General features: G+C 63.6%; 20 protein-coding genes. 12 read left to right on the top strand and 8 right to left on the bottom strand.

The genetic code is table 11. From position 1 onward, the window contains the following. Window positions 1–6: 6 nt before the first annotated feature. The 3 genes from BcanWU425_RS25945 to BcanWU425_RS25935 are packed head-to-tail and all read right to left on the bottom strand — an operon-like array spanning window position 7 to window position 2781. On the bottom strand, window positions 7–1377 hold the full coding sequence (locus BcanWU425_RS25945; RefSeq protein ID WP_204510792.1) for an amidohydrolase family protein: 1371 nt from the start codon (window positions 1375–1377) through the stop codon (window positions 7–9). 4 nt (window positions 1378–1381) lie between these two features. Further along, window positions 1382–2461 (bottom strand): maleylacetate reductase, encoded by a 1080-nt coding sequence (locus BcanWU425_RS25940; protein ID WP_204510793.1) that lies wholly within the window; start codon window positions 2459–2461, stop codon window positions 1382–1384. Further along, the gene (locus BcanWU425_RS25935) at window positions 2458–2781 is read right to left on the bottom strand and encodes a Dabb family protein (protein WP_018458706.1); all 324 of its coding nucleotides are present in this window, start codon (window positions 2779–2781) and stop codon (window positions 2458–2460) included. The genes BcanWU425_RS25940 and BcanWU425_RS25935 overlap by 4 nt, the downstream gene beginning before the upstream one ends. A gap of 108 nt (window positions 2782–2889) precedes the next feature. Between BcanWU425_RS25935 and BcanWU425_RS25930 the strand changes: the two genes are divergently transcribed. The 6 genes from BcanWU425_RS25930 to mdlC all read left to right on the top strand — a co-directional run bounded on the left by BcanWU425_RS25930 (window position 2890) and on the right by mdlC (window position 10622). Next, window positions 2890–3813, top strand: coding sequence for a LysR family transcriptional regulator (locus tag BcanWU425_RS25930; RefSeq protein WP_018458707.1), 924 nt, complete (start codon window positions 2890–2892; stop codon window positions 3811–3813). A gap of 43 nt (window positions 3814–3856) precedes the next feature. After that, the gene (locus BcanWU425_RS25925; protein WP_018458708.1) at window positions 3857–4324 is read left to right on the top strand and encodes a MarR family winged helix-turn-helix transcriptional regulator; all 468 of its coding nucleotides are present in this window, start codon (window positions 3857–3859) and stop codon (window positions 4322–4324) included. 46 nt (window positions 4325–4370) lie between these two features. Continuing rightward, entirely contained in the window at window positions 4371–6080 is a 1710-nt protein-coding gene (locus BcanWU425_RS25920) for an FAD-dependent oxidoreductase (protein ID WP_204510794.1), read from the top strand. 89 nt (window positions 6081–6169) lie between these two features. Next, a complete protein-coding gene (locus BcanWU425_RS25915; protein ID WP_026233642.1) occupies window positions 6170–7495 on the top strand; it encodes an MFS transporter in 1326 nt (441 codons plus the stop codon). Window positions 7496–7530: 35 nt separating this feature from the next. Continuing rightward, window positions 7531–8979 carry an aldehyde dehydrogenase gene (locus BcanWU425_RS25910; RefSeq protein ID WP_204510795.1) on the top strand — a complete coding sequence of 483 codons (1449 nt, stop codon included), beginning with the start codon at window positions 7531–7533 and terminating at the stop codon, window positions 8977–8979. Window positions 8980–9014: 35 nt separating this feature from the next. Further along, window positions 9015–10622 (top strand): benzoylformate decarboxylase, encoded by a 1608-nt coding sequence (gene mdlC, locus BcanWU425_RS25905; RefSeq protein WP_204510796.1) that lies wholly within the window; start codon window positions 9015–9017, stop codon window positions 10620–10622. Here mdlC and BcanWU425_RS25900 read toward each other — a convergent pair. From BcanWU425_RS25900 to BcanWU425_RS25890, 3 genes are all read right to left on the bottom strand, one after another. After that, entirely contained in the window at window positions 10619–12154 is a 1536-nt protein-coding gene (locus BcanWU425_RS25900; protein WP_085395552.1) for a glucosamine inositolphosphorylceramide transferase family protein, read from the bottom strand. The two genes, mdlC and BcanWU425_RS25900, sit on opposite strands and share 4 nt — an antisense overlap. Before the next feature lie 30 nt (window positions 12155–12184). Next, window positions 12185–13360 (bottom strand): glycosyltransferase family 4 protein, encoded by a 1176-nt coding sequence (locus BcanWU425_RS25895; RefSeq protein ID WP_204510798.1) that lies wholly within the window; start codon window positions 13358–13360, stop codon window positions 12185–12187. A gap of 302 nt (window positions 13361–13662) precedes the next feature. Next, complete coding sequence (locus BcanWU425_RS25890; protein ID WP_204510799.1) at window positions 13663–15009, bottom strand: lipopolysaccharide biosynthesis protein; 1347 nt, start codon at window positions 15007–15009, stop codon at window positions 13663–13665. A 428-nt stretch (window positions 15010–15437) separates the two neighbouring features. Between BcanWU425_RS25890 and BcanWU425_RS25885 the strand changes: the two genes are divergently transcribed. Further along, complete coding sequence (locus BcanWU425_RS25885; RefSeq protein WP_018458716.1) at window positions 15438–16661, top strand: FAD-dependent oxidoreductase; 1224 nt, start codon at window positions 15438–15440, stop codon at window positions 16659–16661. Between the two features lie 30 nt (window positions 16662–16691). Here BcanWU425_RS25885 and BcanWU425_RS25880 read toward each other — a convergent pair whose 3' ends face one another. After that, window positions 16692–17828: a GNAT family N-acetyltransferase gene (locus BcanWU425_RS25880; protein ID WP_204510800.1), complete on the bottom strand. Its 1137-nt coding sequence runs from the start codon at window positions 17826–17828 to the stop codon at window positions 16692–16694. Between the two features lie 1067 nt (window positions 17829–18895). Between BcanWU425_RS25880 and BcanWU425_RS25875 the strand changes: the two genes are divergently transcribed. Then, a complete protein-coding gene (locus tag BcanWU425_RS25875) occupies window positions 18896–20044 on the top strand; it encodes an ABC transporter substrate-binding protein (protein WP_085352421.1) in 1149 nt (382 codons plus the stop codon). Window positions 20045–20078: 34 nt separating this feature from the next. On the opposite strand, the gene BcanWU425_RS25870 is transcribed toward BcanWU425_RS25875, so the two are convergent. Further along, a complete protein-coding gene (locus tag BcanWU425_RS25870; protein WP_018458719.1) occupies window positions 20079–20837 on the bottom strand; it encodes an SDR family NAD(P)-dependent oxidoreductase in 759 nt (252 codons plus the stop codon). A 163-nt stretch (window positions 20838–21000) separates the two neighbouring features. Between BcanWU425_RS25870 and BcanWU425_RS25865 the strand changes: the two genes are divergently transcribed. Genes BcanWU425_RS25865 through BcanWU425_RS25850 form a run of 4 tightly spaced genes read left to right on the top strand, consistent with a single transcriptional unit; the run spans window position 21001 to window position 25165 of the window. Continuing rightward, window positions 21001–22260, top strand: coding sequence for an extracellular solute-binding protein (locus BcanWU425_RS25865; protein WP_204510801.1), 1260 nt, complete (start codon window positions 21001–21003; stop codon window positions 22258–22260). Window positions 22261–22262: 2 nt separating this feature from the next. Further along, window positions 22263–23204, top strand: a complete 942-nt coding sequence (locus BcanWU425_RS25860) for a carbohydrate ABC transporter permease (protein WP_085385835.1) — start codon at window positions 22263–22265, stop codon at window positions 23202–23204. Continuing rightward, on the top strand, window positions 23197–24045 hold the full coding sequence (locus tag BcanWU425_RS25855; protein ID WP_085352423.1) for a carbohydrate ABC transporter permease: 849 nt from the start codon (window positions 23197–23199) through the stop codon (window positions 24043–24045). Before BcanWU425_RS25860 ends, BcanWU425_RS25855 begins: the two co-directional genes overlap by 8 nt. A gap of 22 nt (window positions 24046–24067) precedes the next feature. Beyond that, entirely contained in the window at window positions 24068–25165 is a 1098-nt protein-coding gene (locus BcanWU425_RS25850) for a Gfo/Idh/MocA family protein (RefSeq protein ID WP_085394191.1), read from the top strand. The last annotated feature ends 2 nt before the right edge of the window (window positions 25166–25167 follow it).

Below are 25167 nucleotides of genomic sequence, written 5' to 3'. Positions count from 1 at the left end.
ACGCCCTCAGGCGGCGTGTCCCTGTCGTTCGATGTCGTGCACCAGTCGCCGGCCGGATTGCACGAGCAGTTCCTTCTTCGCCCCCAGGCCCTCGGCCAGCAGCCGACCATTCCGCTTCTTCCACACGCCGCCGATCATCACGGCCTCGATATTGGCAAGGCTCGTCTGCATCACCACGGTGGAAACGGGATCGTGCACCGGGACGAGGTTGAGATCGGAGCAATTGATGATGACGAGGTCGGCGAGCTTGCCCGGTGTCAGCGAGCCGATCTGGTCCTCGCGGCCGAGCATGCGGGCGCCTTCCGTCGTGATCCAGCGCAGCGCCTCGCGGACGGGGATCGTGGTCGTCGCCGGAATGGTGCCGCTGGCCTTGCGCGACTCGGCGTTGTCGAGCGCCCGCTGCATCGAGAGCGCAACGCGCGCGGCGGAGAAGAGGTCGCCCGCCAGTACGGATTCCAGATCGATGCCGATGGTCGGCCGCACGCCGCGCTTGAGCAGCCGTCCGGTGATCGGAAAGCCGTGGCCCTGGATCATTTCGTTCTCCGGCGTCACCGAGAAGGAGACGCCGAGATCGACCATCCGGTCCAGCAGTTCGTCAGGCAGGTCATTGCCATGGACGATGTTGATGCCGGGGCCGACTAGACCCGCCCCGATCAGCTTCTCCCAGCCACCGGGCGTCTTCGCGGGACCACCGCCCTGATGCATGGATGCGATCAGCTTGAGCTCGTGCGCCATGCGGAAATCGTGCATGGCGACGTCGAGCGTCGAGTAATGTGGCCCCAGGATCGCAAGGCCGAGCGTGACGAGGCCGTCGCGGTCGGCGAGGGGCCCCGCCAGCAGTCGTTCGACCTCATTGCGTGGATGCGGCACTTCCGAGAAGTGCGGCTCGCCCGGTTTCGGTTCGGGCTTGGGCGAGCCGTGGAAGAAGGCCGCACGGATACCGCTCTCGATCAGGCCGCGCACGGCGGCGTCGGTATGATCGGGCGTCGGATTGTTGTGGCACCAGTCGGCCAGCGTGGTGGTGCCCTGGTTCATCTGGTTCAGCGCGCCCACCAAGGTCGCGATATAAATGTCCTCGGGCCTGAAGACCGTAGCGAGACCCGCATGCATGCGGCGGAAATATTCCAGCAGCGTCCAGTTGGCGGCATAGCCGCGTAAGCCCGTCTGCCAGGTGTGCATATGGGCGTTGATCAGGCCGGGGATGACGATGCGCCCGGTGCCGTCGACGATCTCGGTCTCGGCCGCGCCGCCGACGTCGATCGATGGACGGACGTCAACGATGCGGCTGCCCTCGATCAGCACGTCGCCGCCAGGTAAATCGCCGATCGTGTCATCCATGCTGATGATGACAGCGGATTTGAGGAGCGTGCGCCGCATCGAATCAAACTGCCGTTTTGATGGCGCCGGGCGGCTCGCCGGCCCAGGCGCGCGTGATCAGGTCGCGGATGGCGTCGCGTTCGAGCGGGCGCGGGTTCCAGTAGGCGTTGGTGACCGCGAGGTCGGCAGCCTTGTCGATGCCGCCTTCGGGCATGCCGATGTCGCGCAATGCGACCTTCGCACCCAGCCGCTTCGCGAGCTCGAAAAGTCCTTGCGGTGCATCGGCGGCGCCGATTGCGCGTGAGATCCGCGCCATCGCATCGGGCACGGCCGGCGCGTTATAGGCCAGCGCGTGCGGCAGCACGATGGTGTGGGTCTCGGCATGCGGCAGGTCGAAGGTGCCGCCGAGCGTGTGGCAGAGCTTGTGATGCAGCGCCATGCCGACGGTGCCGAGGCAGACGCCGCACAGCCAGGCGCCATAGAGCGCTTCGGTGCGAGCCTCGCGATCGTCGCCCTTGGCGGCGATGGCGGGCAGGGCACGCGCCAAGGCGCGAATGCCTTCTTCTGCCATCAGCGAGGTGACGGGATTGGTGTCGCGCGCGTAGAGCGCTTCTACCGCATGTGCGATGGCGTTGATGCCTGATGTCGCGGTCAGGCTCGCCGGCAGCGTCAAAGTGAGATCGACATCGTAGATCACGGTCTCCGGCAGGATGGCGGCGTCGCGGACCGTGGTCTTCAGGCCATTCTCGGTCTGGCCGACGATCGGCGTCATCTCCGAGCCGGCATAGGTCGTGGGAATGCAAAGCTGGTTGATGCCGGTGCGCAAGGCCAGCGCCTTGCCGAGGCCGGTCGTGGATCCGCCACCGAGGGAAATGACGCAGTCGGCCTCGCACGCCTTCATCGCCGCGAGCGCCCGCTCCGTGACCTCGACCGGCGTGTGCATGGTCGCGCCCGGAAAGATGCCGCCGTAGAGCGGACCGAGCGCCGCGCCCAAACTTTTGCCTTGCGCCTCCTGCTGCGGCGTCGTCAGCACCAGGGCGCGCTTGCCACCGAGCCGCTCGACCTCGGCCTTGGCCGAGGCCAAAGCTCCGCTGCCGAACACGACGCGGCAGGGCAGGTTTTCAAAGGTGAACGTACCGATCATGCGCCGGTCTCTTTGATGGGATAATCGACCTGGAAGCGTCCGATCCGCAAGTCGCCCAGCGCCTCGCGCACGCGCAGATGTTCCGGGTGGGTGGCATAGGCCGCGAGCGCAGCGTGGTCGGTGAATTCGGAGAACAGAACGACGTCGCAGGCGTAGTCGACATCGCTGACATCGAGACCGACTTCGATATGGGTGAGGCCGTCGATCCGGCCGCGCAGCCCCTCGAACAGGGTCTTGACCTTGACCCGGGCGGCAGAACGCTCCGCCGGCGTCTCGCCGCGCAGCCGCCACATCACGATGTGCCTGATCGGGCCCGACATTTCCCTGTTTCCTCGCCTGCTATCTTGCTTGTGTTTAGGCCATTTTGACTTGCGGGATACGGAAATAAAGCTCAATAATCGTAAGTCTCTTTTCCTGTTTGCGAAAAAATGGACCGCCTGCTCCAGTTGGAAGTATTCGCCAAGACGGCCGAGCTCGGCAGCATGTCCAAAGCTGCCGAAGCCCTACGGATGTCGAATGCTGCCGCGAGCCGCCATCTCAGCGCTCTCGAGGAGCGCCTTGCAGTCCGGCTGATCGAGCGCAACACCCGTCGGCTGTGGTTGACTGAGGCGGGGCAGGAGCTGCTGGAGCGCTCGAGCCGGGTTTTGAGCGAGTTGGCCGAGGCCGAGGACATCGTCAGCGATCGGGCGCTGTCGCCGCAAGGCATGCTGCGGGTCACGAGCTCGCTGTCCTTTGCGGTGATCTATCTGGCGCCGATGCTGCCAGCCTTCCGCGCGCGCTATCCGAAGCTCAACATGCAGATCACCACCGCCAACCGGTACTCCGATTTCATCGAGGCCGGCATCGACGTGGCGATCAGGACGCGCGAGCAGGAGCCGGATTCCAACATCATCGTCCGCCGCATCGGCCAGATGCGGCGGGTGCTCGCTGCTGCGCCGTCCTACCTCGCAAGCTGCGGCGAGCCGGAGCAGCCCGCCGATCTCGCGCGCCACAACATGCTGATCTACAATCTCGCCAACGATCCCTATTCGCTGCGCCTGCGCAAGGGCAATGGCGCGCAGACTGTTCGCATCACGTCGACGCTCGACAGCAATGACGGCCAGGTCATCCGCGGCGCCGCGCTGGCGGGGCTCGGCATCCTCATCCAGCCGCTCTATATCGTGCAAAGCGATATCGCTGCGGGCCGCCTCGTCCCCGTTCTGATGGACTGGGAGCTGCCGCTGCTCACGATGAACATCGCCTACCAGAACCGTGCCGGACTGCCTGCCAAGATCAGGGTCTTTTCCGACTTCCTGGTCACCCACATCCGCGAGCATTCGCAGCCGGGGATCTGGATCGACGCGGCGAAGTGAGCGACATTTTCGAATTCAGGCGGCTTTGTAGAAGGCACATCCATTGAAAGCCAGGACATCCGGCACCGCATGGCGGCATGCCAACATCGGTCGGCTGCTCAACAACGCGGTGCGGCGCTTCGAAGGTCGTGTGCTCGAACTGATGAGCGAGAAGGGGCATGGCGAAACGAGGATCGCGCATGTCGGCCTCACACGTAATCTCGACGTGGAGGGGACCAGACTGACGGAGCTCGCCCGCCGCGCCTCCATGAGCAAGCAGGCGATGGGCGAGCTGGTCGATCAATGCGCCGAGCTCGGCTTGGTCGATCGGATCGCCGATCCGACCGATCGCCGCGCGCGCATCGTCATGTTCACGCCGGCCGGGCGCAAATGGCTCGATGCGTTCCGCGACGCGGTCGACGTCGCCGAGCAGGAGATGCGCGCCGAACTCGGCAAGGCCACGATGGATGCGATCCTGAAGGGACTGGCGGTCTATGGCGCGACGTTCGATACGCTCGATGACGCCAAGTAGTCAGGCTACTTGACGATATCGTCAGGCGACCTTACCATGCGGAATAATGCTGGTTGGGAGAAGCGCCTTGGAAACATGTCTGACGGCCTCGGTGCTCATCGTGGGTGGGGGGCCCTGCGGCCTGATGCTCGCCAACGAGCTCGGCCGGCGCGGCGTGTCCGCGATCCTGGTCGATGAAAAGCCGGGCACGGCATTCAATCCGCAAGCCAATGCGACGCAAGCGCGCTCAATGGAGCACTATCGGCGGCTGGGTTTTGCCGACGAGATCCGACGCGAAGGTCTGCCTGCGGATTATCCGACCGACGTTGCGTATTTCACGCGCTACACCGGTTACGAGCTGGCCCGATTTCAATTGCCGTCATCGTCACGCGCGGGCGAGCTCGTCAAGGGCATGTCGGGCTCCTGGAGCGCCGCCGAGCTGCCGCATCGGGTCTCGCAAAAATACGTCGAGGCGGTGCTGCGCCGCCACGCCGAACGGCTTCCCGGAATACGGCTCAGCTACGGTCATCGTCTGATCAGCTACGTCGAGAGCGGTGACGGCGTTATCGCCGAGATCGAATGTCTCGATGACAACAGCCGCTTTCAGGTCCGGGCCGACTTCCTGGTCGGAGCCGACGGGCCGCGCTCGATGGTCCGGCAATCGCTCGAGATCGTCTACGGCGGCGAAACCGGAACGCAGCGCGATTTCATGGGCGGCCGCATGCTGGCGGTCTATCTCCGTTCGCCTGGCTTCTACGCGAGCATCCCGCATGCCAAGGCGTGGATGTACAATTGCTTCAACGGCGACCGCCGCGCCTTCATGGCATCCGTGAATGGTCGCGACGAATTTGCGTTTCACACGCAGCTTCGGCCCGGGGAAGACGAGATTGCGATCACAATCAACGAGGCCAAAGCAGCGTTCCAGCGCGCTTGCGACGCGCCGATTGACTGCGAAGTGCTGTCATTCGTGACCTGGACCGCCGGCCACGCGCTGGTCGCGAACGGAATGCAGCGGGGCAGAGTGTTCCTCGGCGGCGACGCGGCGCATCTGTTCACGCCGACCGGAGGCCTTGGCTACAACACCGCGATCGAGGATGCGGTCAACCTCGGCTGGAAGCTCGCAAGCGTCGTCAAGGGTGTGAGCCCGGCGGGGCTGCTCGACAGCTATGAGGTCGAGCGGCGTCCGGTGGCGCTGCGCAACACCGATTATGCGCGTCGCTTTGCCGACTCGCTCGGTCTGTTCGCTCCCGCGCCTGACATCGAGGACGCCACCGAGGCCGGCGACGAGGCGCGGCGGACGGCGGGCGTCTATCTCGAACAGCACGCCCGCGCGGAATTCAACATTCCCGGCGTCACCTTCGGTGGGCGCTACGACGGCTCGCCGATCATCGTCTCCGACGGCAGCCAGCCGCCGCCCGATGCCGCGAACGTCTACGTTCCGAGCGCCTGTCCCGGCGGCCGCGCCCCGCATACGTGGTTGGAGGACGGCGTCTCGCTGTACGACCTGTTCGGGTTCGAGTGGACGCTGCTCCAGTTCGGCGAGGTCATGACCTCTCAAGCGTCAGTCGTCGAGACCATCCGTGTGATCGGGGTTGATGTGAAACTCGTCACGCTGCCGAAATCCCTGCGCGATCTCTATGAGGCGGATCTGGCTTTGATACGCCCCGACCAAATCGTGGCTTGGCGCGGCAGCGCGTCACAGGCTGGTACGATCGGGCGCGTCCTTGCCCGAGCACTCGGACACAACGCGAGCGACGGCGCACGGCTGGCAAGCTGATCGACTCTCGCCGTTGCATCCGACCAGCGGCTGCGGCGGCCAATAACAACAAGACAACAAAACGACAAATGACACCGGAGGAGGAAACCGTGACGACAAGAGCATTGGAGCACTACGACGACCATGCCGCCGCCGGCGCCACTGCCGAGCAGACGGCGAGCAGCCGCCGGCGTATCCTGATCGCCGGCACCATCGGCACCGCGATCGAATGGTACGACTTCTTCATCTACGGCCTGATCGCGCCGCTGGTGTTCGATCAATTGTTCTTTCCGAAGTTCGACCAGCTCACGGCGACGATTGCGGTGTTCGCGACGTTTGCCGTCGGATTTTTGGCGCGTCCGCTCGGCGGGCTTGTATTCGGCCATTTCGGTGACCGTCTCGGCCGAAAGTCCGTCTTGCTGTGTACGCTGCTCATGATGGGACTTGCGACCATGTCGATCGGATTGTTGCCGACCTACGCCAGTGCAGGCGTGGCTGCGACCGTCGCGCTCGTGGCGTTGCGCTTCGTTCAGGGGTTTGCGCTCGGCGGCGAATCGACTGCGGCGATCCTTATGGCGATCGAGACGGCGCCCGGGCACCGGCGCGGCTTCTCGGCCGCGGTGATCCAGGCCGCAGGACCCGTCGGTGTCGTGCTCGCCTCGTTTGCGGCGCTCACGATCGCGCGGCTGCCGGAAGCGGACCTGCTGTCATGGGGCTGGCGCGTGCCGTTCCTGATCAGCGCGGTTCTGGTCGCGCTCGGCGTCTATATGCGCCTGCGCATCGAGGAGAGCGCGACATTCCGAAAGGCGAAGGTGACGGAAGTAGCGCCTGTGGTCGAAGCGCTGCGGGAACATTGGCGGCCGATCCTCATCGTATTCTTCGCCGAGATGGCGCAGACGTCCTATTTCTATCTGACAGCCATCTTCACCATCTCCTTCGCGACCCGTCAGCTCGGCGTCCAGAAAGACGTCATCACGCAGGCCGTGCTGTTCGCCAATCTCGTCGGGCTCGTTGCGATGCCACTCATCGGAGCCTGGTCCGACCGTATCGGACGAAAGCGTCTGTTCTTGGCCGGCGTGGTGCTTGCAGCCATCTCGATGTTTGCATTCTACGGTGTGGTCGCGAGCCGCGACACGGTGCTGGTGACGGGCGCGGTGATCCTCGCCGCGGGGGTGATCCATCCGCTGATGTTCGGCAGCGAAGGAAGCTATTTTCCGGAATTGTTTCCGACCCGCATTCGCTTCACCGGCGTGTCGATCGGAAAGCAGCTCGGGACGGTGCTCGGCGGCGGCATTGCGCCGCTGGTCGCCACCAGCCTGTTTGCGCAGACGGGCTCCACCTACGCGATCACAGGATACTACGTTGCGCTCGCGCTCGCGGCGATGATTGCGCTCGGCTTTGCGCGTGAAACCGGAAAATCGCGGCTGCTCGGCTAGAGCGAGCGCCATTATCAACCCCAGGGAGGTTTTTCATGGACGTCAGTCTTCTCATCAACGGGCAGGATCAGGCCGCTTCCAGCGGCAAGGTGTTCGAGCGGCGCAATCCGCTGTCGCAGGAGGTCGCAAGCCGCGCGGCCGCCGCGACCGCTTCCGATGCCGACGCCGCGGTGGCGGCGGCCTCCGCCGCGTTTGCCGCATGGTCGGCGCTCGGCCCGAATGCGAGGCGAGCCCTGTTGCTGAAGGCCGCAGATGCGCTTGAGGCCAAGCGCGACGCCTTCGTCCGGATCATGATGGCCGAGATCGGCACGACGGAGATCTGGTCGGCCTTCAACGTCAAGCTCGCGACCGGCATGCTGCGCGAAGCGGCGTCGCTCACCACGCAGATCGCCGGCGAGGTGATCCCGTCGGACAAGCCGGGATGCCTCGCGATGTCCATTCGACAGCCCGCCGGCGTGTGCCTCGGCATCGCCCCGTGGAATGCGCCGATCATTCTCGGCGTTCGCGCCGTGGCGACGGCGCTCGCCTGCGGCAATTCCGTCGTGCTCAAGGCCTCCGAGATATGCCCGGGGACGCACCGGTTGATCGGCGAGGTCTTCAAGGACGCAGGCTTTCCGCCCGGTGTCGTAAATGTTCTGACCAACGCACCGGCCGATGCGCCCGCTCTGGTCGAGCGCCTGATCGCCAATCCGGCCGTGCGGCGGATCAATTTCACCGGCTCGACCCGCGTGGGTCGCGTCATCGCCGAGCTGGCCGGGCGCCAGCTCAAGCCAGTGCTGCTCGAACTAGGGGGCAAGGCGCCTCTGGTCGTGCTCGACGATGCCGATCTCGATGCCGCCGTCGCGGCCGTGGCGTTTGGCGCCTTCATCAATCAGGGCCAGGTCTGCATGTCGACCGAACGGGTGATCGTCGACGAGGCGGTAGCGGCGTCCTTTGTCGACAAGCTCGCGAAGAAAACGGCTGCGCTTCCGGCCGGCGACCCGCGCTCCGGTCCCGTTGTCGTCGGCTCGATGATCGACGAGGCGCCGGCCAAGCATGTCGTTGCGTTGATCGACGACGCGATCGCCAAAGGCGCCGTCAAGCTCGCGGGCGGCGACCGGGTTGGCACGGTCGTCCCGGCCACCGTGCTCGACCGCGTGGTGCCCGGCATGCGCATCTATACCGAGGAGAGCTTTGGTCCCGTCGTCTCGGTGATCCGGGCAAGTGGCGTGGATGACGCGGTGCGGCTTGCCAACGATACCGAGTACGGCCTCTCGGCCGCCGTGTTCGGCCGCGACGTCGCGCGTGCGCTGACGGTGGCGCAGCGGATCGAAAGCGGCATCTGCCACGTCAACGGCTCGACCGTGCATGACGAGGCGCAGATGCCGTTCGGCGGCATGAAGGGATCGGGCTACGGCCGCTTCGGAGGTCAGGCCGGGATCGCCGAGTTCACCGATCTGCGCTGGATCACCATCGAGACCCAGCCGCAGCACTATCCCTTCTGACCGCGCAACAAGCGAAGCCCATCAGGACGCTATTCATGAATTCGAAAGTTCTCACGGTTCGGGAAGCGACCCTCGGTGTGCTTCGCTCCTTTGGCGTCGATCGCGTTTTCGGCAACCCCGGCTCGACCGAGCTTGCCTTCCTTGGCGACTGGCCCGACGACATCGACTACGTGCTCGGATTGCAGGAAGCCTGCGCCGTCGGCATGGCAGACGGCTATGCGCAGGCCACGGGACGAGCGGCGTTCGTCAATCTGCACTCGGCGGCTGGGCTCGGTCATGCCCTCGGCAATCTCTTCACCGCATTCCGCAACAAGACACCGATGGTCGTGACAGCCGGGCAGCAGGCGCGCAGCCTATTGCGGATGCGACCCTATCTCTTCTCCGAGGACGCCGCACAGTTTCCAAAGCCCTATGTGAAATGGAGCGCCGAACCGGCGCGCGCCGAAGATGTTCCAGCGGCGATCGCGCAGGCCTTCCTCACCGCTATGCAGCATCCCCGCGGTCCGACATTCGTGTCGGTCCCGTCGGATGATTGGGCGCGGCCCGCAACCGCTCCACCGGTCCGCTGCATCGCGACGGAGTTTGCGCCCGATCCGGCGGCGATCGTTCGGCTCGGCGCGGCAATCCGAGCCGCCAAAAAACCTATCTTCGTTGTCGGACCCGAGATCGATCGCAGCGGCTGCGTCGACGCGATGGTCGCTGTGGCCGAGCAGGCGAGCGCGGCCGTTTGGGCAAGCCCGATGTCGAGCCGTTCGAGCTTTCCGGAATTGCATCCGCTGTTCGCCGGCTTCCTTCCGGCAGCACCGGGAGGGCTCGCCCGCGCATTGCGCGGCGCCGATCTGATCGTCGTGGTCGGCGCGCCGGTGTTTACTTTCCATGTCGAAGGACAATGCGAATTGCTCGACGATGGAACGCCGGTCTGGCAGATCACGGATGATCCGACGGAAGCCGCATCCGCCTCTGTCGGTGACACCATCATCAGCACGCTCCCGAAGGCGCTGGCTGGGCTGCTGTCGGTGATGCCTGACATCGCGGAGCGCGAGGTGCCGGCCGCGCGGTTGCGGCCTGCCGCTCCTGCCGCGCAAAATCCGATTCCGCCGGGCTATGCGCTCGCCCGGCTCTCGGCGTTGATGCCGGGCGATGCGATCGTGGTCGAGGAGGCGCCGTCGCATCGTCCCGCCATCCAACAATTCCTACCACGGCCTGGCGCGGACAGCTTCTACACGATGGCGAGCGGCGGACTTGGTTATAGCCTGCCGGCCTCGGTCGGCGTGGCGCTGGCGCGGCCAGGCCGCCGCATCGTCGCCCTGATCGGTGACGGATCGGCGATGTATTGCATCCAGGCAATCTGGACCGCGGTGCAACGCCGCCTGCCGATCACTTTCGTGATCATGAACAATTCAGGCTATGGCGCGATGCGCGCCTTCAGCCAGCTGATGCAGGCGCATCGCCCGCCCGGGATCGACCTGCCCGGGCTCGACTTCGTGGCGCTCGCAAGGGGAATGGGTTGTCCGGGGCAGCGCGTGACCGATGTCGGCGACGTCGACGCCATCTTGACCGAAGCGTTGGCATCAAGCGGTCCCGCGCTGGTCGATATCGCCGTCGACGACGCCACGACGGACCTGTTCAGCCATCCGCGCTAGCTGGCGGCAGAGGGGCTGGTCCGCGGCGACAAGACAGCCGATGGAAATTTGCCTCCGAAGGCACGGGTCTTGGGTTGGACACGCGACCCGTCGATCACCTCGAGTTGTCCGCAGCGATTCAAGGTATGCAACTTCCTGCCGGGCCATGCTGGCCCTGGCCGCAGAGAGTGGCGGATAATCTGCTTGAACGTCGTCGGCGACAGTTCGACGATTTCCGCCAGGGCGAGCGCTGCCCCATATCCGCCGGCACAATCCTGGACCGGGCGCCACAATTTGTCATTGATGGTGACGAAATTCCCCGCAGGCCGCGTGCTCGCGCGGTCGATCAGGACCGGGTTGCTGGCATGCGGCAACCACGGGCCCATGAGGTGCTCGGCGTGATAGATCGCCAACGAATCCGAATACCCGCCAGTGCCATCGCGCCAGGCTCCGAACAGATAGTGCAGGCCGTTGTGCCGCGTGATCGTCACATCGGCGAGTTCAAGTCCTGAAAGCAGCGTCGCGTGGCGCTCCCATTTGTCCGGGAACCGAACGCATTTATAGATGGCGACGTCCCCATTGGTCGAGCTCTCCGGGATCATCCACAATGCGCCATCGTCCTCGATCAGGAACGGATAGGAGAGGTGCCAGGGCTCGTCCAATACGGGCACGACCGCTCCGACCGGGCCCTTATCGTCGAACTCGATCGCGGAAATGATTCCTTTTCCAATCCGGTGATCGAGATCCTCAAAGAAGACGAATGTTCTTCCCTGCCACGTGATGGGGAAAGGATCGGCGTAGAAGTGGTTTCCGGGATCGGCAAGGACGTTCCAGCGAGGCCCTGACAGGTCTCCGGTCTGCCAGACGCCTGCGCCCTTGTTGATGCGCCATCCGACATGCCAATGCGGGGCATAGCAGCAGAGGCGATAGATCTCCTTGGCGATCGATATGGTGAGGCCGCGCGCGACATAAGCCGTTGGCGGGCGGCCGTTGTCCGCTCGGGCCGGTCGTGCCAGCTGCGGCACGATGCGCGGTCGTCCCGACAGGATGGCGGCCACCATGGTCAGGGTTCGCGCCATGACCGTTTCCAGGCCCCCGCTCAGACCGGCCGCGATTTCGGCGGAGGGATGGCCACGATCGAGGACTGCACCGTCGACCTCGTCGACGATTTCGATCACCGGCAGATCGCCGGCGAGAATGGCGGCAAGAGCTGCGTTTTCGCCTGCCACTCCATTGAACAGCGGGCGGAGATACTGCCGGGCGGAGCAGTTCGGATCCCGCGCGCCACCGGTGAAATCGACGATGACGTCTGCCGTGCCGGCGCGAGCCTGCATCCGGTCCGGACTGATCTTCAGCCTTTCGGTGCCGCTGTGTTTGCCCTTGTGCAACACCAAACGTTCGAGTTCGAACAGCATGTCGAGACCCGCCGGCCGCGGCTCCGCCGTTGCCGTCCACGCGATCTGGACCGGTACATCCCGCCCGTCGATCGACAGCGTCTCGCGGCCCATCCACCGCCGCGCATTCTCAATTTCACAGCGAAACTCGATGGTCATGTCGAGCCGATCCGTTTCCATGCGCCCCGATCAAATGACCTGGCCGAGAATTCGAACGTATTCCTCCACCATGGCGTCCACTGAATAGCGCAGCTTCAGGCCTTTGGCGTTTTGCCGCAGTTCGTCGCTCAGTTTTTGGTCCGTCAGGAGCCTGGAGACGGCGGCCGACAGCTTGGTATGATCGGAGGCATCGACGAACAGCGCTGTCGGCTTCCCTTCGACGGACAACACTTCGCGCAAGACCGGAAGATCGGTGACGACCGAGGGAACGCCGGCGTTTGCAGCCTCCACAGCGGCGAGGCCGAAGGTCTCCGCCTGCGTCGGAAATACGAACACGTCGAGAGCGGCGAGAAACTCCGCCATCTGGCGTGGGGTGATTTCGCCGAGCAGATGCAGCCTGTCCGATACTTTCAAGTCATCCGCCAACTGCCGCAGCCGGGCCTCGTCGGCTCCCTGCCCGGCCAGTGCGAGGTGCCAGGAGGGTTGATCCGGCAACAGACATATCGCCGCGTCGAGCCGCTTGTGCGGGTGTAATCTTGCTGCGCAGCCGAGCAGGGGGCTATCCGGCGGGAGATTGAACTTCTGTCGCGCAGCTTGCTTCGACAGGGTGAGCGCCCTGTCGTCGAAGCCGTGCGGGACATGCACCATGCGCGCGCGATAAGCCCTGGGGTAGCGCGAATACTCGCGCTGCATGTCCAGCGAGTTGAGCGTGATGCGGTCGAAGAAGCCGAGGCTGCCCATGACGATGTCGGCCGTACGGACCGGCCAGCTCATCGACAGCGCGGATGAAACCTGATTGGCGATGACAGGTGCGCGGCAGATCAGGCGCGCCACACCGGCGCCGATGACATTGCCGAAGTGCTGAAAGGTCAGAACGGCGTCAGGCCTGGTGGCCCTGATATGGCGGCCGAGCGTCCACAGCATTTGCAGCAGCGCCAGCGGATTTCCCGGCCGGCTCGACGCGCAATAGACCGTGTGGGGCGGCTCATCGAACGAATCCGACTTGCGGAAGAAGAAAAGATTGGTGACGCGATAGCCGCGGGCGGTCAGCCCGGCGCCAAGCAGGCGCGAGATCTCCTGCGCACCGGCGTTCTCAGCCTGGGTCTGTACGAGCAGCACGTGCGGCTTGCGTCCGCCACCGTTGGGCGACGGGAGTGCTGTCGCAGTCGTCTCGCCCAACGCCTTGTTTGGCTGGTAATGCAGCACGGATCCCGACCCATTAGAGAAGCGAATTTTTCACCTTCTTAACTCCGTATCTACCATGCGGGCATCGCGCGGACACCGACTAGCAATAAACGGAGTTAATGCGCCCTGCCGCAAGGGCATGAGGGAATTCCGCTGGTTCCCGACGAAGTGCAGAGGACGCGGGCAACCGCCGATTAACCATCGATATTTGGGTTGGAGCGGGCCCACTAAAGCATATGAAAACGACGCACATTCCGCCGGTGCGCCGACGGCTGCTGGTGCGCTCTCCTTCATGCGGGACACGCGCGACATATGCTGACGCTCTATTCGCCGGAGTCCGCGCCACGGACCGCGTAGGCGCTGGGCTTCGATGCCGAGAAGCGCAAAAGCCCTAGAATCGAAGGATCGACGCCGGTTCGCCGGCGACAGAGGATGTTGAGGACGATGGTCGCTAACGCGAGCGACACAGTGGCTGAGATCGCTGCGCCAAGAACGCCGAGCCAGGGAATGAGGACGAGAAATCCAACCAGCCGTAGCGCTACGTTCCCGGCAATCACGGGGACATACTCGCGCTCATGGCCGGTCAGTTGCAATATCGCCGCAGACGGACCGCCCGCCGCCTGGACCGCCGTTCCGATCGCGAGCACGATCAGGACCCAGTGCTGCGCAGCGAAATGTGGCCCGAACAAGTTGAGTAGATGGGGACCTCCAACCCAGATCAGGAGGAGTCCGCTGACCACGCACACCGCGGTCACTTCCGCCATGAGCCGCAACGTTCGCTCGAATTCCTGATGGTTCTTGCTGAAGTACAGCGAGGGGAGCCGACGTGCGCCAAAGCTGTACAATGCGGCCGACAGCATGGCGAAGATGTTGGCCAGGCGCGAAGCGGCAAAATAAATTCCGGCGGTTGCCGGGTCCAGCATCCAGTAGACCAGAATGACGTCGAAATACTGGTTCGCGGCTTCGAGGATGGATGCGACCCAGAAATGAAGCGCGCTCGATCTCCAGCGCGACGGTTCGGAACGCACCGCCGTGCCGCGGAAATCCGGCAGAACTCGCGCAATCGCGATGATCTGTGCGACCAGTCCGACCGACATGGCAATCGTCATCACGGCGATCAATTCGGCGGGATCAAGCTGCCGATGGCCGAACATGATTGCGAGCAGAAACAGCACCACGCTGACTCGCCAGAAGAACTCCCTGTTTCCTTCCCCCATGAGAATGCTGACCAGCGAGCGTGCGATCTGGCTGCCAAGCATCAGTCCGGCATTCACGGCTGTGTAGGCCGACACCGCGACAACCAGCAGCCACGAGGCGCCTTTGATGTTCGCGCCGATCGCGATTGCGCCGATCGCAATCAGCATCGCGACGGAGGAAATCTTGAAGCTCGATAGCAGCACGCCCTTGGTGAGATCAGGCTGATTTCCCACCCGATACTCGTTCAGAAATCGCACCAGCAGCGATTCCTGGCCCACCAGACCGACGACCGCTGCCATCTGGGCGACCGAAAGCCAGGTCGCAAAGATGCCAAACCCATTGGGCGACATCGTTCGTGCCGCAAGCGAGAACAACGCGAACGCAAGCGCGCCGCTACCAACCTTGAGAAGGATGGTTCCGGCAACACCGCGCGTCACGTCGCGCCGCATGAACTGGACGATGGATTCGATCATGGAGATTTAAGGGGCAACTTCCCCTGAAGAGACATTTTCCGATTACCTGCGACAGCCTAGCATGCCGAAAAACCGCGAGTGTTAATGGACGGCCTCCATGATCCCGCCGGCCGCGGCGACGTCGCGGCCATGCCTGTTGCTTCACTATGGAACATCGCTGACCCCATTGTCCCAGATAGAGCAAAGTGCGGCCCGGTCGCGTGGCGGCAGAGCGCCGCATCGACGGCCGATGAGGCGAGATGAGCCGTTGGAATGCGGACCGGCTCGGCGGGAATGGCCGAGCAAGGCGCGTGCCGGATCTCATCGGGCCGGGCAGGTCTCCGCTGCGTTAACCGAGATATCGAGAAATGATCGCGTTTGGTCCTACGATGCGACATCAGGCGAGAGAATTGCACGGGCAACCATCGTTGACCGTGGGAGCCTGGACCATGACGGCGGATAGCAACGTGACCGAGCCGAGCGCTGGATCTGCGACCGCGGCGATCGTCGTCGACATCGCGATCGTCGGCGGCGGCCTTGCGGGCTCGCTCGCGGCGGCCGTGCTCGCGCGGGCAGGGCATCGTGTCGCTCTCGTCGACAAGCGCGCGGTCCATCCGGACGAGTTTCGGGTCGAAAAAATAGGCGGCCGTCAGCTGGAGATGTTGCGCAAGCTGGGCTTCCTCGATGCGCTCGACAACGTGGCCTGTCGATATGATCAGGTGCTCAACATCAGGGAAGGCAAGGTGGTCGATGTCAGCGTCGGCCGGGCTTACGGGCTTCCATATGCCGATCTCGTCGCCATGGCGCGCAGCCAGCTGCCTGATCCGTCCAGCCTCATTGTCGATGAGGTCACTGCGGTCAATTGTCGCGACGATCTCCAACATGTCGAGCTCGCGTCAGGGGGGCGCATAACTGCGCGCCTCGTCGTGCTGGCCACGGGCATGGCGGGCGTGCTCGGCTACAAGCTCGGCATCAAGCGGCGCGTGCTGGCCGAGCGCCATTCGGTTTCGTTCGGCTTCACGATCGCCCGCCGCGACCACGCGCCGTTCGATTTCGAGGCGTTGACCTGTTATGGGGAGCGCACAGCGGACGGCATCGATTATCTCAGCCTGTTTCCCGTGCGTGCCGGCATGCGGGCAAATCTCTTCATGTTCCGAGACCCGACCGATCCGATCATGCGCGAGCTGCGCCGTGAACCGGAGGCGACGGTCTTGCGCCTGCTTCCGGGATTGCGGCCCTACCTTGGCGATTTCCACGTGATCGACCGGGTGCAGAATTGGGTGATGCACCTGTCCGTCGTGGAAGGACATCTCCAGCCCGGAGTCGTGCTCATCGGTGATGCGTTCCAAACGAATTGTCCGGCCGCCGGCACGGGCGTCGCCCGTCTGCTGGTCGACGTCGAGCGCCTCTGCACCGAATATGCGCCGCGTTGGCTCGGGACCGAGGGCATGGGCCGGGAGAAGATTTCTGAATTCTATTCCGATCCCGACAAGGTCGCGGCGGACCAGCAGTCACTGAAGATGGCGCGCTTCCGGCAGGCCCTGACGTCCCGCAACGATATTGGCTGGGACGTGCGGCGGCGGCTGCACTTCCTGCGACGCAGTATCACCCACCGGCTCGATCAGATGCGGCCCGGCTGGCTCGCGCAGGTTCGAAGCGCGCTACGCGCCTGAGAGCGGCACCCGGTCGGCCCCTCGCACCGGTCAGCGCGTCGGCGTTGAGGTCCGGGTCGGCAGGAACCTGAACTCCGACATCCGCTTGGCGGCCAGCTTGAGCCAAGGCGCCTGTTTCAGTGCGAACAAGGAGATGGCGCCCGTGGTGCTGCCCGCCTGCGTGACCGTCCACATCGGTGAAGGCTGAGCGCCGAACTGCTTCTTGTAGGGCTCGTCGCCGATGGTGAAATCGAGCATCTGATCCCCGCGCTCGATGCAATCCTTCGCCACCTGCTCGAACATCAGCGCGCCCAAGGACTGGCTTTTGTATCCGGCAATGTCGAAGGCGCCCATGATCACGAGGAAGCTGCCGTGATGGCTGAGTCCGAGCACGGCTGCGATGACCTCGCCGTTCATCTTCATCGCATAGAGCCGGACAAAGGAGCCGAGGCCGCGCTGCGCCACGTCGGAATAGAAGCCGTAATATTCGGGGCGCTGGAGCAGATCTCCGTCGCCGTGTGCCTGAAAGCGCGGCCCGCGAAATTTCTTCATCACGTCCAGCACCTCCAAGACAGCGGCACTGTCGCGGCAGCATGAAAAACTCAAGTCCCCCTTCTTCTGGAGCTGCCGGGCTTTCTTTGCGAGCTCCTTCTGGTAGGAACGGTCCAGCGCACTGGCGCGCCATTGCTCGAACGGCGCGACCAGAACGGTCGCATAGGCATTGGTGTCCATCGCTATGCGGCGGGGCGCAGCCAGCAGGTTCTCGATCGGAAGCCGTCCATCCGGCAGCTTGGTCATCCGGAGCAGATCGAACGGGCGGACGAGGCACCGGATTTCTGCGCAGGCACTCTCGTCCTTGAGCAGCTCGGAAAATACCTGCGGGCTGCATACGGGCGCGAGGTAGTCGGAAACGCGGAGGTCGGCGAATTCGACGGTCCGTATCGGGCCGCGCCGGATCCGCAGCAAGGGCAACACCATCGCAAGGGCGCCCGTCGCGCGGTGGCGGACCACGACAACCAGAGGAGTTGCGCCCACATGAGACGCGAGCCTGGTGTAGAGGGTGTCGAGCCAGAGCGGATGCTGGAACGCGGTGGCGGCCGAGTTGTCGAACAGCTCCGCGTAGTCCGGCGACAGGAAGTCGAATCCCTGCTCGATGGCGATGTCGAATGTGTTGCTAGGTCTGTTCATACGCAACCAAGAAAGCAGATGGCTCGGGACGATTGATGGAGCCGGATCTACGCTCTATAGCAGGGTCGTTACGGGGGAGACACCGGCGGCGTATGATTTGCATTAATCCTTCGAGCGAGGCGCGTATGGTTACCAAACCGCTAATTCCTCATCGAGCGGCCTCGCAGCCGAAACAGCCACGACCGCGTCAACCCCCCTCGTCAGAAATATTCCACTTTACCGAAATTCGGTTTTAGCGTATGTGTCGTCCATCCCGGCTCATCCTTGAGGGGCGATCTTGTGGTCGTCATGTTCGCGAGCCGGGCTTGCGGTGGACGCGGCAGCGTTCGGGTGCGAGAGGCTAAGGGCAGGGCGGATTGCTCTCCGTGAGCCCAGGCTGCGTTCCGACGAGCGGCGCTGCTAGGCTTCGTCTCGTCTGTAAGTTTCCGGCTCCGTCGACAGGGCTGGGAAAACTGCGGCGAAATGGCGAACCGTGCGTACGGCAAAAACCGTGTGGTCCTGGCCGTCGTTGCTACGGTCAAGCCCTGGCGAATGCGGCATCTGCGTCAACCGGCGCGGTGGCGGTGACTTTCGTTGGGACGAGGGAGGCCAAAGAGAACTCGGCTCCCGGGAGAGCACGGCATAAGCCGTCCAACCATCGCGCAGGGAAGGCCGAGTGATTGGCTACACCTGTATGCTGCTGTGCGGTTTTCCTGCGTGTGCTTTTCGCGCAGCGGACCGCGGGTGCCAGCCGGCACCCGGCCTTCCCTGCGCCCTCTTGGACAAGAGGGTGAAGCGACCAAGCAAAGCTCGGGCGAAATGCGCCGCGAGAACGCGAAGGCGTGTCCGTCTACCTCGAGATTCCGGTTCGAGCACCGATGTCTTGTCCCTAACGCTAGGGACAGACACGTTGCCGCGATCCGCTTAGCATGATCCGCCCGCTTGCTCGGGACCGCAGGAGGGAACGCGTATGTCGGACGACGTGCCTTCTGGGCAGCGTCGGTGCGTCCCGGAGAGCAGTGCAAGCTCGAGCCGGGGCGCCCGATGCAGCCGGCGGAGTCATCAAAGCGGACAGGGAGGAACGGGACATGAAGATCGGTTTCGCGCGAGCCTCGCTTCTTGTGGCATGCGTCCTTTTTGGAAATGCTGCTCACGCGGACATCAAAATTGGAATTGTGATTTCGGCAAGCGGCCCGGGATCCGCTCTGGGACAGCCGCAGCTCAAGACGGTTGCAGCTCTTCCGAAAGAGATCGGTGGAGAGAAGGTGACCTATATCGTCCTGGACGACGAGTCGGATTCGACCAAAGGGGTCCAGAACGCACGCCGGCTGGTGATCCAGGATAAGGTCGACGTGCTGGTCGGCTCCTCTCTGACCCCGGTGACCATGCCGATGCTGGATGTCGCGCTCGAATCGAAGACGCCGCTGCTGTCGCTCGCTGCCGCTACGGCCATCGTTCAACCGATGGATGAGAAGCGTGCCTGGGCTTTCAAGGTCGTTCCCAATGACGACCTCATGGCGGCCGCCATCCTCAAGCATATCGCGACATCAGGCGTGAAGACGCTCGGCTATATCGGCGTTTCGGATGGCTACGGCGAGGGCTACTACAAGGAGGTGAGCCGCCTCGCGCCTGCGTTGGGGCTGACCGTAACCACACATGAGGTCTACGCGCGCGCCGACACCAGCGTCACCGGTCAGGCGCTGAAGGTGATGTCGACCAATCCCGATGCCGTCTTCATCGCGTCCGCAGGAACTCCGGCCGTCCTGCCGCAGCAGGCGCTCCGCGAGCGCGGATACGCCGGGAAGATATTTCAGACACACGGCGTGGCCAGTGAGGAGTTCATCAAGCTCGGCGGCGCGAACGTCGAAGGTGCGGTATTCGCGGGCGAAGCTTTTACCATTGCCGCCGATCTTCCCGCAGGAGATCCGTTCCGTCGTTCGACGGAGGAGTTCGTGACCGCGTATGAAGCGGCGAACGGACAAAAGCCCAACATGTTCGCTGCTCACCTCTGGGATGTCGTGGCACTGATCGGAAAAGCTGCACCGGATGCGCTGAAGACGGCAAAGCCTGGCACAATCGAATTTCGCGCGGCGCTGCGGGACGCACTCGAGCGTGGGCAGAACATCTATCTCAACAATGGGCTGTCGAACATGAGCAAGGCCGATCACAACGGCTATGATGAGCGCTCGGCCTTTCTCATCAAGGTCGAAGGCGGGAAGTTCCGCCTGGCAAAGTAGCGGCGCGCCGATGCACGATCTGGTCTGGTCCGCCTCAGACCCAGCCGCCATCGACGATGTAGTGCTGGGCTGTGCAGGCAGAAGCCTCGTCGGAAGCGAGGAAGATGGTGAACTTCGCGACCTCGTCGGGCATGAGCTTGCGCTTCAGGCATTGTCGTTGCATGAGCTCGACCTCGCCCTGGGGTGTCATCCATTTATCGAGCTGGCGCTCAGTCATGATCCATCCCGGCGCTATCGCGTTCACGCGGATATTGTAGGCGCCGTAATCGCGCGCCAGAGAGCGTGTGAGACCGATCACACCCGATTTGCTGGCGGTGTAGGCGGCCATGCCGCCTTGTCCGGCGATCCACGATACCGAGCCGAAATTGATGATAGCGCCGGCGTTCGCCGCCTTCATGTCCGGCAACACGGCCTGCGCAGCAAAGAACTGGTGCTTCAAGTTGACCCCGATGCGGTCGTCCCAATATTCCGGTGTCATTTCCTCGGTGCTGTGCCGCTCGTCATGCGCGGCATTGTTGACGAGGATGTTGATCGCGCCGCGCACATTGCGCGCCTCCGCGACACCGGCACGTAACGCGGCAATATCGGTCAAGTCGACACGCATGAAACGCGCGCTAAGACCTTGATCCGACAGCTCGCGTGCCAGCGATTGGCCCGCGTCGACATTGATGTCGAAGAACACGACATTGGATTTCTGCTGTGCGAAGCGCCGCACGATCGCAGCGCCAATTCCCGATGCGCCTCCGGTGACGAGAACGACCTTGCCGGCGAGGTCGGAATAAACGGCAGCCATGGATATCCCTCGATTTGCGTTGGGGGCAGCGCGACGCGGCCCGACTCTCCCGCTCACCTTAGCGACCTCCCTCGTGAGGTGCATAGGTCAGAATTTCAGTTGCGTACCTCAAAAATCGAAGGCAGGATTGCATCAAAGAATAAGAGCCCTTGGGAGGAATGTGATGAGACTGCTCGGGAAACTGGGACTAGCCGTTGTCGCATGCCTGTTCGGAGCGAAACTCGCTGCGGCCGAAACGACGGTCAAGTGGCTGCACATCGAGGCCAACCCGGCCCAGGTCAAAATCTGGGAGGAGGTTGCGCGCGCCTATGAGGGGTCGCATCCCGGCGTCAAGGTCGAGATGCAGTTCCTCGAGAACGAGGCCTACAAGGCCAAGCTGCCGACCATCCTGCAATCCAAAGACCGGCCCAACATCATCTACAGCTGGGCCGGCGGTGTCCTGAAGACGCAGATCGAGGCCGGTGTGCTCGACGACATCACCGATTCTGTGGAGGGCTACAGCGACAGTCTCACACCGGCGGCGCTCGCCGCCTTCACCAGCAACGGCCGTGTTTATGGTCTGCCCACGGCGCTCTCGCAGGTCGGCTTCCTCTGCAACAAGGAGCTGATGGCCAAGGCGAAGGTCGACCCTGCCGGGATCAAGAGCTGGGACGATCTGCTTGCTGCCGTGAAGACGTTGAAATCCGCCGGCGTGACCCCGATCGTGGTCGGCGGCGCCGATAAGTGGCCACTGCACTTCTACTGGACGCATCTTGCTGTGCGCATCGGCGGCAAGGCGGCGTTCGATGCGGCGTTGCGTGGCGAGAACGGCGGCTTTGCCGGGGAAACCTTCCAGAAATCCGGCGAGCTGTTCAAGCAACTCGTGGATCTCCAACCGTTCCAGAATGGCTTCCTGGGTTTCAAGAACCCGCAGGCGGTCGGCTATTTCGGCGACGGCAAGGCGGCGATGACGCTCGCGATCAGCACGGTCTATCATCTGCAGCGCGCTCTCGCCGCCGACAAGGTCGGATTGATCGAAGACAAGATCTGCTGGTTCGACTTCCCGGTCGTGACCGGCGGCAAGGGCGCTCCGACCGACACGCTCGGGGGCATCACCGGTTGGTTGATCACAAAAGGCTCGCCGAAGGAGGCTGTCGATTTCCTGAAGTACTTCGTCTCCAAAGAGGTGCAGACGCGGCTTGCCGCGGGCAACTTCATCATCCCGGTGGTGCAGGGTGCGGATGTCGGCCTCAACAACGCCTTCATGAAGCTGATCGCCGCCAATCTAGCGAAGTCGAACTACCACCAGAACTTCTATGACCAGAGCCTGGGTCCGTCGGTCGGCCGCGTCGTCAACGACGTTACTGCCGAGATCGCCGGCGGCAGCATGAGCCCGCAAGAGGCTGCCAAGGCGATCGAGGCGGCGTGGAAACAGGGCAACTGACGGTGACGCGGCGGACCGCGAGCGTGTCGGCGATCGGCGCTGCTGGCGAGATGATCCCGCAGGTCACGGTCCGTGGCCCGAGTTGGGACGGCAGGCTGACGGTGCTCATCCTGTTCCTGCCGCCGGCGCTGCTGTTGTTCACGTTGTTCGTTGTGCTGCCGATCGGCGAAGCAGCCTGGTATTCGGGCTTCAATTGGAACGGGTTCGGCAGGCCGACCAACTGGATTGGCCTGGACAATTACCGCTTTGTGCTGGAGACCCGCGCCTTCTGGCTCGCTCTGCGCAACAACGGCCTGATCATCGCTGTTTCGCTCGCCATCCAGCTGCCGCTTGCGCTCACCCTGGCCTTGATGCTCGCCGAACGCTTTCGAGGGGCGGTGGCGCTGCGCATGCTGTTCTTCATGCCCTATATCCTGGCGGAGATCGCGACCGGGCTGATCTTCAGCTTCGTCTATGATGGCGACTACGGCCTTGTGGCCTCGATCTGGCGCAGCTTCGGCGCCGAGCCGCCGCATCTGCTTGCATCGACGGATACGGCCATGCTGGCGGTGCTGATCGTGGTCGTCTGGAAGTACTTTGGCTTCCACATGATGCTATTCATCGCAGCGCTCCAGGGCCTCGACAAGAGCCTGGTCGAGGCGGCGCGTATCGACGGCGCGACCCGATCGCAAGCCTTGCGACATGTGGTCATCCCCTTGCTCTATCCGACGATAAGGCTCTCCGTGTTCTTCGCCATCGTCGGCTCGCTGCAGCTGTTCGACCTCGTCATGCCGCTGACGCGCGGGGGGCCAGCGGACTCCTCGAACACGATGGTGAGCTTTCTTTACAACAATGGCATCTCACGCATGCGGGTCGGCTACGGCAGTGCCATCGGCGTCATCCTGTTTGCGATCTGCGTGACCTTTGCCTTCACGTACAAGCGATGGTTCATGCGCGATGAGTAACGCCAGGACCATCCGCGCCCCGTTCGATCCCTCAGTATTGTTCAAGCTGGTGTTCCTCGCCGTCGTTGCCATCATCGTAGTGGTGCCGCTGCTCGCGACCTTGTTCGGTGGCTTCAAATCGCTCGGCGAACTGCGCGTCAATCCGTTCGGCCTGCCACGCCACTGGGAGTGGCAGAACTATGCCGACATCCTGTTCTCGGCACGCTACTGGCAGCTCTTGCGCAACTCGCTGATCATCTCGACCCTCACGGTGGCCCTGACCCTGATCGTCGCCTCGATGGCGGCGTTCACCTTCGCCCATATCAGGTTCTATGGCAGCTCGATGCTGCTGAGCTACCTGACGCTGGGCCTGCTGTTTCCGGCCGCGACGGCGGTGCTGCCGCTCTTCATCAAGGTCCGCGATCTCGGGCTGCTCGATACATATTTTGGCGTTGCCCTGCCGCAGACGGCCTTCAGTCTTGCGATGAGCGTGTTGCTGCTGCGGCGCTTCTTCAAGGACATCCCGTACGAATTGCTGGAGGCCGCGCTGGTCGACGGGTGCAGCTATATCAAATTCTTCCGCTATGTGACGTTGCCGTTATCGCGGCCGATCCTGGCGACCGTCGGTACCATCACCTTCGTCAACAGCTGGAACGCCTATCTGCTGCCGCTGGTGATGCTCAACACCGACGCGCTCTATCCCTGGCCGCTCGGTATCATGATTTATCAGGGCGAGTATTCGTCCGAGTGGCATCTGATCCTGGCCTTCATCACGTTGACCATCCTGCCGACGATCATTCTCTTCCTCCTGGCGCAGAAGCACATCGTCGCAGGCCTCACCGCCGGCGCGGTCAAGGGATGAACGGTACCTCACGGAGATCACAATGAGAAAAGTCGGCATCGGCATCATCGGCTGCGGCAATATCAGCACCGCTTATCTGAAGGCGGCCCAGCGCTTCGCGGTCATGGAAATCAAGGCGCTCGCCGATATGCGCAGCGATGCGGCAGAGCGGCAGGGCGCCGCCTTCGGGTTGCCGGCGATGCGGGTTGATCAGCTGCTCAAGCGAGACGACGTTGAGATCGTCATCAATCTCACTGTGCCACTCGCCCACACCGACGTCAGCCTGGCGGTGCTGAACGCCGGCAAGCACGTTCATTCCGAGAAGCCGCTCGGCATTAACGTCACGGAAGCGCGCAAGGTGATGGAGCTCGCCGCGCAGAAGAATCTTCGCGTCGGTTGCGCGCCCGATACGTTCCTGGGCGGTGGGCACCAGACCGCGCGCAAGCTGATCGACGATGACGCGATCGGCACGCCCGTGGCCGGCAGCGCGTTCTTCGGCTGCCCCGGCCATGAGCGCTGGCATCCGGCGCCGGGTTTCTATTATTTGCGCGGCGGCGGCCCTATGCTTGACATGGGCCCGTACTACATCACCGATCTCGTGCAGCTGCTCGGCCCGGTGGCGAGCGTGATGGGCTCGACCGCGCGTCCGAAATCCGAGCGGCTGGTCACCAGCCAGCCGATGAACGGAACGCTGATCCCGGTCGAAGTTTCGACCCATGTCGCCGGCACGCTCGAATTCGAGAGCGGGGCGGTCGTCTCGATCGCGATGAGCTTTGACGTGCCCAAGCACCGGCACGCGCCAATCGAGATTTATGGCGACAAGGGCAGCATGCTGGTGCCGGACCCGAACCGCTTCGGCGGCGAGGTGCAGGTCGCCAAGGCTGGCGGCGACTGGGAGCCGGTCCCGCTGACCCACGGTCATGTCGATGGCGAGTTCCGTTCCATTGGCGCCGCCGATATGGCCTCCGCGATACTGAACAACCGGCCGCATCGTGCGAGCGGCGCGCTCGCTTTCCACGTGCTGGAGGTGATGGAGGCGTTCCAGATCTCTGCCGACGAAGGCCGGCGCGTCAAGATCGAGAGCCGCGTCGAGCGGCCGGCGATGCTGCCGGCCGGGCGCGAAACCGGACAGATCGACTGAGG

The sequence above is a fragment of the Bradyrhizobium sp. WU425 genome (assembly GCF_021052305.1).
Lineage (GTDB): Bacteria > Pseudomonadota > Alphaproteobacteria > Rhizobiales > Xanthobacteraceae > Bradyrhizobium > Bradyrhizobium canariense_D.
This window is presented reverse-complemented; position numbering and strand designations above follow the sequence as displayed.